General features: G+C 70.6%; 12 protein-coding genes. 6 read left to right on the top strand and 6 right to left on the bottom strand.

Annotated features, from left to right (window positions below):
* The 4 genes from K8V84_RS21105 to K8V84_RS21090 form a co-directional block, all read left to right on the top strand.
* Positions 1-864: nucleotide-binding domain containing protein (locus K8V84_RS21105; RefSeq protein ID WP_304077724.1), on the top strand; the 864-nt coding region annotated here is incomplete at its 5' end.
* Complete coding sequence (locus K8V84_RS21100) at positions 861-1,769, top strand: NAD(P)-dependent oxidoreductase (RefSeq protein ID WP_304077721.1); 909 nt, start codon at positions 861-863, stop codon at positions 1,767-1,769. The genes K8V84_RS21105 and K8V84_RS21100, both read left to right, overlap by 4 nt.
* A gap of 56 nt (positions 1,770-1,825) precedes the next feature.
* The gene (locus K8V84_RS21095) at positions 1,826-3,280 is read left to right on the top strand and encodes a GntP family transporter (RefSeq protein ID WP_304077718.1); all 1,455 of its coding nucleotides are present in this window, start codon (positions 1,826-1,828) and stop codon (positions 3,278-3,280) included.
* Positions 3,281-3,392: 112 nt separating this feature from the next.
* The gene (locus K8V84_RS21090) at positions 3,393-4,817 is read left to right on the top strand and encodes an acyl-CoA synthetase (protein WP_304077715.1); all 1,425 of its coding nucleotides are present in this window, start codon (positions 3,393-3,395) and stop codon (positions 4,815-4,817) included.
* Between the two features lie 9 nt (positions 4,818-4,826).
* Here K8V84_RS21090 and K8V84_RS21085 read toward each other — a convergent pair whose 3' ends face one another.
* The gene (locus K8V84_RS21085) at positions 4,827-5,591 is read right to left on the bottom strand and encodes an enoyl-CoA hydratase/isomerase family protein (RefSeq protein WP_304077714.1); all 765 of its coding nucleotides are present in this window, start codon (positions 5,589-5,591) and stop codon (positions 4,827-4,829) included.
* A gap of 131 nt (positions 5,592-5,722) precedes the next feature.
* On the opposite strand from K8V84_RS21085, the gene K8V84_RS21080 reads away from it, so the two are divergent.
* Together K8V84_RS21080 and K8V84_RS21075 are read left to right on the top strand one after the other, a co-directional pair.
* On the top strand, positions 5,723-6,130 hold the full coding sequence (locus K8V84_RS21080) for a nuclear transport factor 2 family protein (protein WP_304077712.1): 408 nt from the start codon (positions 5,723-5,725) through the stop codon (positions 6,128-6,130).
* A 171-nt stretch (positions 6,131-6,301) separates the two neighbouring features.
* Positions 6,302-7,543, top strand: coding sequence for a cytochrome P450 (locus K8V84_RS21075; RefSeq protein ID WP_304077709.1), 1,242 nt, complete (start codon positions 6,302-6,304; stop codon positions 7,541-7,543).
* Between the two features lie 45 nt (positions 7,544-7,588).
* Here the strand turns inward: K8V84_RS21075 and K8V84_RS21070 are convergent, their stop codons facing one another.
* From K8V84_RS21070 to K8V84_RS21050, 5 genes are all read right to left on the bottom strand, one after another.
* Positions 7,589-8,866 carry a cytochrome P450 gene (locus K8V84_RS21070; protein WP_304077706.1) on the bottom strand — a complete coding sequence of 426 codons (1,278 nt, stop codon included), beginning with the start codon at positions 8,864-8,866 and terminating at the stop codon, positions 7,589-7,591.
* Positions 8,863-9,489 carry an ATP/GTP-binding protein gene (locus K8V84_RS21065; RefSeq protein WP_304077704.1) on the bottom strand — a complete coding sequence of 209 codons (627 nt, stop codon included), beginning with the start codon at positions 9,487-9,489 and terminating at the stop codon, positions 8,863-8,865. Before K8V84_RS21065 ends, K8V84_RS21070 begins: the two co-directional genes overlap by 4 nt.
* Positions 9,470-9,832, bottom strand: coding sequence for a DUF742 domain-containing protein (locus K8V84_RS21060; protein ID WP_304077701.1), 363 nt, complete (start codon positions 9,830-9,832; stop codon positions 9,470-9,472). Before K8V84_RS21060 ends, K8V84_RS21065 begins: the two co-directional genes overlap by 20 nt.
* Positions 9,829-10,248, bottom strand: coding sequence for a roadblock/LC7 domain-containing protein (locus tag K8V84_RS21055; RefSeq protein ID WP_304077698.1), 420 nt, complete (start codon positions 10,246-10,248; stop codon positions 9,829-9,831). Before K8V84_RS21055 ends, K8V84_RS21060 begins: the two co-directional genes overlap by 4 nt.
* Positions 10,249-10,350: 102 nt before the next feature.
* On the bottom strand, positions 10,351-12,135 hold the full coding sequence (locus tag K8V84_RS21050) for an ATP-binding protein (protein WP_304077695.1): 1,785 nt from the start codon (positions 12,133-12,135) through the stop codon (positions 10,351-10,353).
* Positions 12,136-12,478 lie beyond the last annotated feature (343 nt).

Below are 12,478 nucleotides of genomic sequence, written 5' to 3'. Positions count from 1 at the left end.
TGGGTCGAGGAGAAGACCGACGGAGCGGTTCCGGCCGCGGACGTCACCGTCATCGACCTGCCCCTACTGCGCGGCGGCGACGTCGCCTCGGTCACCGCCCGGCTTCTCGAAGCCCGCTCGGCCGCCCCGATCGTGGTCGACGCCGAGGCCGAGGAAGACCTGCGCGTCCTTTCCCTGGCCCTCATCGACGCCGAACGTCAGGGCCGCAGGTTCGTCTACCGCGTGGGTCCGCCGTTCGTACGGGCCCGGATCGGCCTGGAGGAGCGGCCTCCCCTGGGCGAGGGCGAGCTCCGTGTCGGCACCGACGCCCCCGGCGGGCTCGTGGTGGTCGGCTCCCACGTCGCCCTGACCACCCGGCAGCTCGACGCGCTCATCGAAAGCCGTCCCGACGCCCGCGTGATCGAACTCGACGTCGACGCGATCCTGGACGCGGACACCCGTGAGGCGACCGTGGGCCGTGCCGTCGACACCATCGTCGAGGGTCTGGCCGGCAATGACGTCGTCCTGCACACCTCACGGCTGCTGCGCGTGAGCGGGGATCCCGCCGAGAGCCTGGCCATCGCCCGCGAGGTCTCCGCCGCGATCGTGCGCTGCGTCTCCTCCACCCTGGCCCGGAGCGCGCCCCGCTTCGTCGTCGCCAAGGGCGGGATCACCTCCAGCGACGTCGCCTCGTTCGGGCTGGGCATCCACCGCGCCGTGGTGCGCGGCCCGATGCTGCCCGGCCTGGTCTCCCTGTGGGAGCCCGTCGGTGGCCCCGCCGCCGGAATCCCCTACATCGTCTTCGCGGGCAACGTCGGCCAAGACGGCTCGCTCGCCGAGGTGGTCCACCGCCTCAGCGCCTTCGACAAAGGAGTGCACGCATGACCACCACACCGACCGTCGCCGTCATCGGGCTCGGCGCCATGGGGCTGCCGATGGCGACCCGCCTGGCCGGTGCCATGACCGTCCACGGCTGTGACATCGCCGCCGAGCGACGCGACCTGGCCGCGCAGGCCGGCGTGGTGACGTTCGAGGGCTCCGCCGAAGCGGTCGCCGGTGCCGACGGCGTGCTGTTGGTCGTGCGCGACGGTGCCCAGCTCCAGAACGTGCTCTTCGGCGAGCAGGGCATCGTGGACTCACTCGCCCCCGGCACCGTCATCATCCTGACCAGCACCGTCGGGGTGGACACGGTCACCACGACCGCCACCGAACTGGCCCCTCGCGGGGTACTGCTGGTCGACGCCCCGCTGAGCGGCGGTCCCGTGCGCGCCGGCGAGGGCGACCTGCTCATCGTCGTGGGCGGCACGCCCGAGGCCCGGGAGGCCGCCGACCCGATTCTGCGGCGGCTCGCCTCCACCCTGAGCGTCATCGGTGACCGCCCCGGCGACGGCCAGGCCTTCAAGACCGTGAACCAGCTGCTGTGCGGGGTGCACATCGCGGCCGCCGCCGAGGCACTCGCGCTGGCCGACTCCCTGGGTCTGGACCCCGAGGCCACGCTGGAGACTCTCGGCGCGGGCGCCGCCGGGTCGTTCATGCTGAACAACCGTGGACCGCGGATGCTGCAGGCCTACGAGGAGGACGGCGCCGAGGTGCTCAGCCGGCTCGACATCTTCGTCAAGGACATGGGCATCGTCACCTCCGCGAGCCGTTCGGTGGGTCTGCCCACGCCGTTGGCCGCCGCCGCCGAACAGCTCTACCTGTTGGGCAGCGGTCAGGGTCTCGGCGCCGCCGACGACTCCGCGGTCATCCGTGTCGTGGCCCCCCAGAAGGCCGACACCGACCAGTCCTGATCCCGGCGGCCGTCTCGACGGCCATCCTCCACCACGGTCCGAAGGAGTAGCGTCGCATGGGCGCCCTTTCCCTCCTCGGCATCGCGGCGGGCGGTATCGCCCTGCTGCTGTTGCTGATCATCCGATTCAAAGTCCACGCCTTCGTGGCGTTGCTCCTGGTGAGCATCCTCGTCGGCCTCGTGTCCGGCATGCCCCTGGTCACCGTCCCGGCCACCGCCGACGGTCCCGAACAGCTCGGGATCATCCCCGCGATCACCGCGGGCATGGGCGACACGTTGGGTTCGGTCGCCCTGCTCGTGGCGCTGGGCGCGATGCTCGGCCGCATGATCGAGGTGTCCGGTGGAGCGGGGAGCCTCGCCGGACGATTCACCGGCCGGCTCGGCCCCAGGCGGGTCTCGGCGGCGCTCACCGCGGCGGCCCTCGTCCTGGCCGTCCCGGTCTTCTTCGACGTCGGATTCATCATCCTCGTCCCGATCATCTACGGTTTCGCGAAGGCCGCCGGAGTCGACCCGGTCCGGTTCGGGCTGCCCGTGGCCGGGATCATGCTGGCCGTGCACGTCTCCATCCCACCGCACCCCGGCATCGTCGGCGGTTCCGCGTTGCTGGGCGCCGACATCGGCTGGGTCCTCATCCTGGGGCTGATCGTGTGCGCGCCGCTGGCCGTGCTCTCCCAGTACGTGGCCAAGCGGCTGACCCGCCGTGACATCCCGATGCCGGCCGCCACCCGCGCCCGGTTCGAGTCGTTCGGCAAGGGGTCGGGCGAGGGTTCGAACGGTTCCGCGTCCGGGAACGACGACGGGTCCGGGTCCGGTGGCACGCTCACCGCGACCGAGGCCCCGCCGAGCATGTGGACCGTGCTCACCCTCGTCATCACTCCGCTGCTCCTCATCATGCTGGGCACGACCGGTGAGACGGTTCTGCCCGAGGGCCACGACCTTCGTCCCGTGCTCTCCTTCATCGGCGCCCCCGTCTTCGCCCTGCTCGTCGCCCTGATGCTCGCCTTCTTCCTCCTCGGGATCCGCCGCAGGTGGTCCCTGGCCCACATCGGTGAGGTGATGGAGGCCGCGCTCCCGCCGGTCGCGATCGTCATCCTGGTGACCGGTGCGGGCGGTGTCTTCGCCAAGATCCTGACCGAGAGCGGAGTGGGAGAGGCTCTCGCCGACACCCTCTCCGGAACCGGACTGCCCATCCTGCTGCTCGGTTTCGTGCTCTCCGTGGCGCTGCGCGCCTCTCAGGGTTCGGCGACCGTCGCCATCCTCACCTCCTCGGGGCTGCTCACCGACATGATCACGGGGGGCGACTACTCCACGATCCAGGTGGCGCTCATCGCGCTGGCCATCGCGTTCGGAGCGCTGGGACTGTCCCACGTCAACGACTCGGGGTTCTGGGTGGTCACCCGGTTCCTGGGGCTGTCGGTCTCCGACGGTCTGCGGACCTGGACGGTGTTGACCACGGTGCTGGGCGTGGCGGGCTTCCTGCTCGTCAGCCTGCTGTGGCTCGTGTTGTCCTGACGCCGATCACGGGCGAACCCATCGGCCCGGTGTCCGACTCCTGGGAGCCGACCGCCGGGCCGATGGGATATGGATGGTTCCGGCACACCGTCCACCACGAAGGGACCAGCCCGTGTTCCCCCTCGTCACAGCACCCGTCGACCGACCCGCACTCCGATTCGGCGACCACCGCCTCACCTACCGGGAACTGGCCGGGTCCGCCTCCCGGCTCGCGGCCGACCTGCCCGAAGGCCGGGTCGCGGTGTGGGCGACACCGTCACCGCACACCTGCGTGGCCGTGACCGCCGCGGTCCTGGCCGGGGTCCCGATCGTCCCGCTCAACCCGCGCTCCGGGGAACGAGAGCTGCGGCACGTGGTGGACGACAGCCGACCCGAACTGCTGCTCGCCCCGCCCGGTACCGCGCTTCCCGAGGCCCTGGCCGGACTCCCCGTGCGCGAGGTCGACGCCTCTCCCGACCCGACCACTCCCCCGCTCGTGCGCGAGGTGGACTCCGAGTCCATCGCGCTGGTCGTCTACACCTCCGGCACCACCGGCCCGCCCAAGGGGGCACTGATCTCCCGGCGCGCGATCCTGGCCGGCCTCGACGCGCTCGCCCACGCCTGGGAGTGGACGGAACGGGACGTGCTCGTGCACGGTCTGCCGCTGTTCCACGTGCACGGCCTCGTCCTGGGCGTGTTCGGGCCGCTGTACCTGGGCGGTTGCCTGCACCACCTGGGTCGCTTCGAACCCGAAGCGGTCCGCCGGGGGCTGGAGGGTGAGGGCACGCTCCTGTTCGGGGTACCGACCATGTACCACCGTCTGGCCGGGGCGGTGGACGCCGACCCGGCCCTGGCGCGGGCGTTGGCCGGGGCCCGCCTGCTGGTGTCGGGTTCGGCCGCGCTTCCGTTGCCCGACCACGAACGCCTCACCGCGGCCACCGGCCACCGGGTCGTCGAACGCTACGGCATGACCGAGACCCTGATGAACACCAGTGTCCGCCTCGACCACCCGCCGTGCCCGGGCGCGGTCGGCACCCCGTTGGACGGGGTGGATCTGCGTCTGGTCGGCGACGACGGATCCCCACTCCCCGAAGGCGAGGAGGTCGGCGAGGTCCAGGTGCGCGGTGCCAATCTGTTCAGCGGGTACCTGAACCGCCCCGAGGCCACCGCCGAGGCGATGACCGAGGACGGTTGGTTCCGGACCGGGGACATGGCCACCATCGACGCCGAGGGTCTGGTCCGGTTGGTGGGTCGCAAGAGCACCGACCTGATCAAGAGCGGTGGCTACAAGATCGGCGCCGGGGAGATCGAGAACGTGCTGCTGGCGCACCCCGGGGTCGCCGAGGCCGCCGTCACCGGCGAACCCGATCCCGACCTGGGCGAGCGGGTCGTCGCCTGGATCGTTCCGACCGGTACGCGGACGCCAGCCCTGGAGGAGCTGGCCGACATGGTCGCCGCGCAACTGGCCCCGCACAAGCGCCCACGACGCCTACATGTGCTGGACGCGCTGCCCCGCAACGACATGGGCAAGATCCTCAAACGCGCCCTGGTCCCTTGAGTCGCGGGGTCACTCACCCGTGAAGACGGGATCGGTGCGGTTCAGGGACGCGGTGACACCCGCCTCGTTGTCCTTGGTGGACATCAGGCGGGTCTGCTCGACGATCTCGCGCTCCATCGCGGAGGGCAGGGCGGCCAGGAGGTCCGCGCGCATGGTGGCCTTCATCGAGCGCACCGCCAACGGCGCCGAGGTGGCGATCCGGTGGGCGTGCTCCAGGGCACCCGCGCGGACCGCCCCGTCCTCGACCAGGTGATCGGCCAGTCCGATGGCGTACGCCTCCTCACCCGGGACCCGACTGGCGGTGTAGAGCATGTCGGCGGCCTTCTGGGCGCCCACGATGCGCGGCAGCGACACGGTCAGCCCGAAGCCCTGGTGCAGCCCCAGACGACCGAAGTTGGCGTGGAAGCGGGTGCCGGGCGAGGCCACCCGGAAGTCCGCCGAGCAGGCCAGCCCGAGGCCTCCCCCGACCGCGACACCCTGGACGGCGGCGATCACCGGGATCGGTAGCGAGTACAGACGCAGGCCCTGACCATAGATGGCGCCGAGGGTGTTCACGGGGGTGGGCCCGACCCCGCCCGCGGCGAAGTCCACCCCGGCGCAGAAGTTCTTGCCCTCGGAGCACAGCACCAACACGCGGCACCCTTGCGCCACCAGTTCCTCGGCGGTGTCGGCGAGCTCGGTGAGCACGTCCAGGGAGAAGTGGTTGTGAGGTGGGCGGTGGATCTCCAGTACCCCGACGTGACCGTCGACGCGCACGGACAGCTCCTCGCTCATGGGAGTGCCTTTCTCTTGGACAGGGCCGGTCGGGGCGAACGGCGACGAGGTTATCGGGTGGTCGTATCCGGACCGTCCACGGCCCGGTTGATAATCTCCGACGCACCTGTTCGTTCGACCATCGGAGCACCGTGCATCCTTTCAGGAAGGCCGTCGAGGCCGGCGACCACGACGCCATCCGCGCCCTGCTCGCCGAGGACGTGGTCTTCACCAGCCCCGTCGCCTTCAAGCCCTACCCCGGTCGCTCCATCACCGCCGCGATCCTGCGCGGGGTCGACCGTGTCTTCAGCGACTTCCGCTATGTCCGTGAGATCAGCAGCGCGGACGGACGTGACCACGCACTGGTGTTCGAGGCCCGGGTCGGCGAACGTCGGATCAACGGCTGCGACTTCCTGCACATGAACGAGGACGGCCTCATCGACGACTTCGTGGTGATGGTCCGCCCGCTGTCCGCGGCCACCGCCCTGGCCGAGGCCATGGGGGCCCGGTTCGAGCGGATCGCCCAGGAGGCCGCGGAGGAGGCGACCGGGCGGGCCTGATCACACGCGTCACGCTCTCGGCCGGCCGAATCCCACTCGTCCACCCGCATTCCGGACACGCCAAAGACGGACGTATCACGCTTTTCGCCTGGATATGGCGTCGGGCTCTGGCCCGCCGCCATACTCCTACCTACTGTGGTCGCTCGGCCCACCCCCAGGAGCGTGATCGTTGTGACCACAACCCGCAAGGTCCCGGACCTGCTCTCCCCCGAGTTCGCCGCCGACCCCTACGCGGCCTATCGGATGATGCGCGAGGACGCCCCGTTGCTGTGGCACGAGGCCACCGGAAGCTACGTCGTCTCCCGGTACGAGGACGTGCGACGGGCGTTCAAGAACGAAGTCTTCTCCACCGAGAACTACGCCTGGCAGTTGGAACCCGTGCACGGGCGCACCATCTTGCAACTGGACGGCCGCGAACACGCCGTGCGTCGAGCCCTGGTCGCCCCCGCCTTCCGCGGCAAGGACCTGCGCGAACGCTTCCTCCCGGTGATCGAGCACAACAGTCGGTCCCTGATCGACCGGTTCCGCCACCGCGGCCGGGTGGACCTGGTCTCGGAGTACGCGACCCGATTCCCGATCAACGTCATCGTGGACATGCTCGGTCTGGACCCGGACGACCACGACCGCTTCCACGACTGGTACACCGCGATCATCGCCTTCCTCGGCAACCTGAGTCAGGACCCGGAGGTGACCGCGGCGGGGCTGCGCACCCACGACGAACTCGCCGACCATCTCATCCCGATCATCCAACGCAGGCGTGAGGAACCCGGAGACGACCTGCTGTCGCGGCTGTGCCAGGCCGAGGTGGACGGTACCCGGATGACCGACGAGGAGATCAAGGCGTTCTGCAGTCTGCTGCTGGCCGCCGGTGGCGAGACCACCGACAAGGCCCTGGCGAGCCTGTTCGCGAACCTGCTGGACCACCCCGAACAGCTCGCGGCGGTACGTGAGGACCGGTCGTTGATCCCAAGGGCCTTCGCCGAGTCCCTGCGCTACACCCCGCCGGTGCAGATGATCATGCGTCAGCCCGCCGAGGACGTGGAGATCGGCGGCCACACCGTGCCCGCCGGGTCCACGGTCACCTGCCTGATCGGCGCGGCCAACCGCGACCCGGATCGGTTCGCCGACCCCGACACCTTCGACGTGTTCCGCGCCGAACTCGCCGGCACCACGTCCTTCTCGGCGGCGGCCGAACACCTGTCCTTCGCCCTGGGCCGACACTTCTGTGTCGGGGCGCTGTTGGCCGAGGCCGAGGTGCGGGTCGGGGTGAACGACCTGCTGGACGCCATGCCCGACGTTCGCCTGGCCCCGGGCGCCGAGCCGACGGAAGAGGGGTTGTTCACCCGCGGACTGCGGGAGCTGCCGTTGGAGTTCACCCCGGCGGGGGTGCCCTCACCACGTCAGGGCGGCTGAGCGCGGGCCCGGGGCGGGGAGGCTCCCCGTCCCGGGCCGGCGGGATCAGCGGCCGGAGCCGATGATGGGACTGAACCGGGCCGGCAGGTCGAACAGGCCGCGCATCCACACCGAGGGCCGCCAGCGCAACTGTTCGGGCGGTACCGCCATGCGCACGTCCGGCAGCCGGTCCAGGAGTGTCTCCACCGCGGTGCGGGCGATGACCTCCGCGACCCTGGGCGCGGGGAACGGACAGCCGTGTTCGCCGTGCCCGAACGACATCTGCGCCCGGTTGGAGGCGTGGATGCTCAGGTCCCCGGTGTTGAGCCGGGGGTCGGCGTTGGCCGCGGCCATCCCCATCACCAGCAGATCACCCTGCTGGATCCGGCGTCCACCCAGGTCACAGGCCTGCACCGCCCAACGGCCGATGAAGTTCTGCGTGGGGGTGTTCTTCCACAGCACCTCGTTGAGCGCCTCGTCGGCGCTGCTGCGCCCGCCCTGCAGGGTCAGGGAGAAGTCGTCGTCCAGGAGCATCAGCCGCAGCGTGTTGCCGATCCAGTTTCCGGTGGGCGCCTGCGCGGCCGACATGATCACGAGCAGGTCCATGAGGACCTCCTCGTCGGTGAGCCCCGCCGGGTGGGTCAGCAACCGGGACGGGACGTCCTTGCGCGGATGTACGCGCCGTTGGGCGACGATCCGCCGCATCCGTTCCTGGAGCCGCTGGTGGGCTCCGGCGGCGTCCGCGGTGACGTCCAGGGAGGTCAGGTTGTCCCGGACCATGTCCGGGACCTCCTGCGCGGGGAGGCCGTACAGACGGGCGATCACCCCCGCCGGAATCTGGTGGGCGTACTGGCTGACCAGGTCGGCCTCGCCGTCCCCTGCGAAGCGGTCGATGAGCCCGTCGGCGACCTGGTTGCACACGGCGTGCAGGTCGGCCCTGTCCACGGCGTCCAACGCGTCACCGATGGCCCCCGCCCGGCGCCGGTGGTCGGCACCCTCGGCGAACATCACCGAGGGGGTCCACATCACGTAGGGCAACAACGGCCAGTCCTCGCCGATGCGGTCCCACTGGTTCCAGCGACGACAGTCGCGGGCGAACCACTCGGGATGGCCGGTCACATGGTGCAGTTCCCGGTAGCCCAGCACGAACCACGCGGGCACGTCCCCGTCCAGCAGGATGGGAGCCACGGGGCCGAAGCGACGCCGCATCTCCTCGTAGAGCGAGACCGGGTCACGGGCGATGTCGGGCCCGTAGAAGCGCATGGCGTGGACGTGGTCGGGTGAATAGGGCACGGAACCCGTCGTGGTGGTGACGTTGGTCCGGGTCCCCGCGCTGTCGTTCACGGCGTCTCCTTCAGGGCGGAGCGGGCCCGCTCCATCGAGGCCAGGTGGTGGACGAGGGTGATGAGGACGTCGCGGCTGGACTCGCGGCGGCGGGCGTCGCATTCCAGCAGGGGCACGTCGTTGGACAGGTCCAGGGCGTCGCGCACCCGTTCCAGGTTCGGTCCGGGGCCGAAACGGTTGACCGCGACGATGAACGGCGTGCCGTGGTGTTCGAGCCGGTCGATCGCGTACCAGGAGTCCTCCACCCGCTCGGTGTCGACGAGGACGACCGCTCCGAGGCTGCCGGTGAACAACTGCTCCCACAGGAACCAGAAGCGCTTCTGGCCGGGCGCGCCGAACAGGTAGAGGACGCGGGTGGCGTCCACGGTGATACGGCCGAAGTCGAAGGCGGCGGTCGTGGTGCGTTTGTCGCGGACCCCGCGCAGGTCGTCGATCTCGGCGCCGGCCTGCGTCATGACCTCCTCGGTGCTCAGCGGGCGCATCTCACTGACCGCTCCGACCATGGTCGTCTTGCCCACGCCGAAACCTCCGACGATCACGATCTTGAGGGCGTTGCCGATCGTGGCGGCCAAGGGGGTCCGCTCCGGTGCGGGTGTGATCTGCTCAGAGGCGTTGGAGGGCAAGGAGCACCTGCTTCAGCGTGTCGGGGTCGTGCCGTGGCCCTTCCAAGGGAGTGGAGGGCACGTGGTGCCGGACGGTCACCGCCCCCGTGTCGAGCAGGTCGACCAGGAGGATCCGGACGACACTGACGGGGAGCCCGAGCTCGGCGGACAGCTCCACCACCGCGATCGGACGCAGGCACAGCCGCAGGATGTCGGCGTGTTCGGACTGCATGTCGAGGGAGGGTTCGGACTCGGCGACGATGAGCGCGACGGAGTCGAGGGAGGACTCGTCGGTTCCGCCACGGCCGCCGGTGACCGTGTACAGCCGGTCCGGCGACTCCTGCCCGGTGGGTTCGGGGCTCATCGTTTCAGGTCCGTCTCGTAGGGCCTGCGTCGGGGAGGCACGGCGACGTGGTGGCCGATCCGGTCGACGAGTTCGTTCATCCGGCGGGCGACCACGCCGACGTCGGCCTCGGTTCCGGTGACCACGGCCAGGTGGGCGCCCTCACCGGCCCCGACGATCAGCAGGAGTCCGCCGCCGTACTCGAGCATGGCCTGCCCGGCTCCGGTGGCGTCACCGAACTCGGCGGAGGCGCTCAGGGACAGACTCTGGATGCCCGCGGAGATCGCGGCGAGTTGGTCGGCCCGGTCCACGTCGAGTTCTCGGGTATGGCACATCTTGAGTCCGTCCCGGGAGAGCACCAGGACGTGGTGGACGCCGGTGGTCCCGCTGCGCAGGTTCTCCAGCATCCAGTCGAGACTGGAGTCGGTCGTGGTCATCGGGTTGTCGGGGCGGCTCCCTGGACGACGTGCGTCCCGGTGCCCCTCCCTCCGTTCCTGTTCGGTCGCTTGTCTGCCGGTGGTGTGCGGTGGGAGCCGTGGTCAGGCGCCGCCATCGGGGTGGTGTTCGTCGTCGGTTCCGGCGTCCCGGAAGGCGGAGAAGCGGGTGGGCAGGCCGCCACGTGAGAGGTTCTCTCCCCGGGTCCGGCCGGGGTAGAGCTGTTCGGGGTTCTCCCGGACCGCTTCGGCCAGGGTGCGTCCGCGGTGCCGTTGGGGCAGTTCGAAGTGCTGCTCTTCGGTCTTTCCGGCGTTCGGGGCGTCCTTGTCCTCGTGGCCGGGTGGCTCCCCTGCCGGGACCTGGGAGCCGCGGGAGCCGTCCCGTCGGGGCAGGGGCGGGCGGGGATCCTCGGGCGCGGATCGGACGGGGGGCGGTTCCGTGCCGGGCTGGGGGCCGGCCGCGGCGTGGGGCGGAACCGACCGGGTCTGTGGTGTCCGGGCCGGAGCGGGCCGGGCGGGAGCGGGCAGTGAGGGCCCGGTCTGGCTCAGGCGCGGTCGGGGTCGAGGGCGCCGCGACTCGGTCAGCAGGTTCGGCGGGATGAGGACGACGACGCCGATACCGCCTCGGGCGGAGGGTCGCAGGCTCACCCGCAACCCGTACCGATCGGCCAGACGTCCGACGACGGCCAGCCCCACGCGCCCCGAGGGGACGGTGGACAGGTCGCGGGGTTCGGTGAGCAGGCTCTCGGCCAGCGCCCTCTCACGGTGGCGCAGGCCCATACCGCTGTCCTCCACGGTGATGGTGACGCCGTTGTCGCCTTCCTCCGCGTAGACGTGCACCTCGGTGCCCAGAGCGGAGAAGTTCGCGGCGTTGTCCATGAGCTCGGCCAGCGCCTGCATCACGCCCTCGGCCGCGTAGCCGACCACGGCGATGCTGCTGGTGTAGTGCAGGCGGACCCGGCGGTAGGCGGTGATACGGCCCATGGCTCCGCGCAGGATGCTCTCCATGACGATGGGACGGGTCCAGCGGCGCCCGGATCGGCCCTTGGCGAGGGTGACCACCCGGTCGGCCAGGCGGCCGGTGCGGGAGACGTTGTGGTCGACCTCCAGCAGGTCCGCGAAGATGTCGCCGCGGTCCCCGTAGCGCTCCTGCAACTCTCGCAGCTGAGCGAGCAGGGTGGTCAGGTGCGCCTGGATGCGCGCCCCGCACTCGGAGGTCGTGATCATCGCCCGCTCGGCACGCCGGTCACCGGCCAACATCCGTTGGAGGATGCGTCCGCGCAGGTGGGCGACGGGCGGGTGGACCGCGGGGAGTTCCTGTTGGAGGGCCTCTTCCGCGGTGGGCAGGTCCTCCTCGATGCGTAGCCGCATGAGCGGGATGCCGACGTCGGCCAACGTGGAGATCTGTTCCTCGATCTCGGCGCGGGCCCTACGTTCCTGGGCCGACCTGGTCTCGGCCGAGGCGATCCGAGCGGTGACGGCGTGCGCGAGCCGATCGACGGCGGGATGGGAGGGCCGGGGGTGTTCGGACAGCACGTCCTGGGGCGAGCGGTCCTCGCGGACCGCGTGGGCGAGCGAGGGCAGGAGCACGTCCACGACCCAGGCGGTCTCCTCCTCCAGCGTGCGCGCGCCGGCACCGATCCGGGTGGCGTGGGCACGGGTGTTGCGCGCGACGGCCGCCTGATGGGCGGCCGTGGCCACCGCGGCGCACAGTAGGACCGCGACGAGGCCTCCGGCGAGCCCGACGGTGGTCCGAATCTCCACCGGGCTCTCGATCACCGCCCACGACCAGGTCGGTGCGGTGATCGCGGCGGCGATCAGGAGTGCGACGAGAGCCTGTTGGCCGGGGCGCGGGTGAGTGCGTTTCCGGTCGGACAGGTGTGCGGCCATGAATGGGTTCCTCGCGGCGTGGGTCCGGGGTGGAGGAGTCGTGACCCTCACCCGAAAGAGGGCACGGGACACATCCCTACGACCCGGAAAGGGAATTCTCCGGGTCGGTTCGATTTCACGGTAGACCACGTGGGGATGGCGCGTGGAGTTTCTCCCAACACCACCCGACGACCTGCGCGTACGGTGTCATTCCAGACCGGATTCAATCCATGAAAAGGATAGAAATCCCCCTTTCCTGGCATTCCAGAAAAGAGGGCACGGGAAGGTTTCTCTCCCCCGGTCTTCTCGAAGAACGAGAGGTCGGTCGGCGACGACCCTCTCCGGTCGCCGGGTCTCTCCGGGA

It is taken from the genome of Nocardiopsis listeri (assembly GCF_020741345.1).
GTDB lineage: Bacteria > Actinomycetota > Actinomycetes > Streptosporangiales > Streptosporangiaceae > Nocardiopsis > Nocardiopsis listeri_A.
The sequence above is the reverse complement of the archived record's forward strand: the minus strand, read 5'-3'. Positions and strand labels throughout refer to the sequence as shown.

Excerpts from the sequence above, each read along its gene's own strand:
- K8V84_RS21060 (WP_304077701.1), bottom strand. The coding sequence starts at position 9,832 with ATGAGCCCCGAACCCACCGGGCAGGAGTCGCCGGACCGGCTGTACACG.
- K8V84_RS21100 (WP_304077721.1), top strand. The coding sequence starts at position 861 with ATGACCACCACACCGACCGTCGCCGTCATCGGGCTCGGCGCCATGGGG.
- K8V84_RS21050 (WP_304077695.1), bottom strand. The coding sequence starts at position 12,135 with ATGGCCGCACACCTGTCCGACCGGAAACGCACTCACCCGCGCCCCGGC.
- K8V84_RS21055 (WP_304077698.1), bottom strand. The coding sequence starts at position 10,248 with ATGACCACGACCGACTCCAGTCTCGACTGGATGCTGGAGAACCTGCGC.
- K8V84_RS21095 (WP_304077718.1), top strand. The coding sequence starts at position 1,826 with ATGGGCGCCCTTTCCCTCCTCGGCATCGCGGCGGGCGGTATCGCCCTG.
- K8V84_RS21085 (WP_304077714.1), bottom strand. The coding sequence starts at position 5,591 with ATGAGCGAGGAGCTGTCCGTGCGCGTCGACGGTCACGTCGGGGTACTG.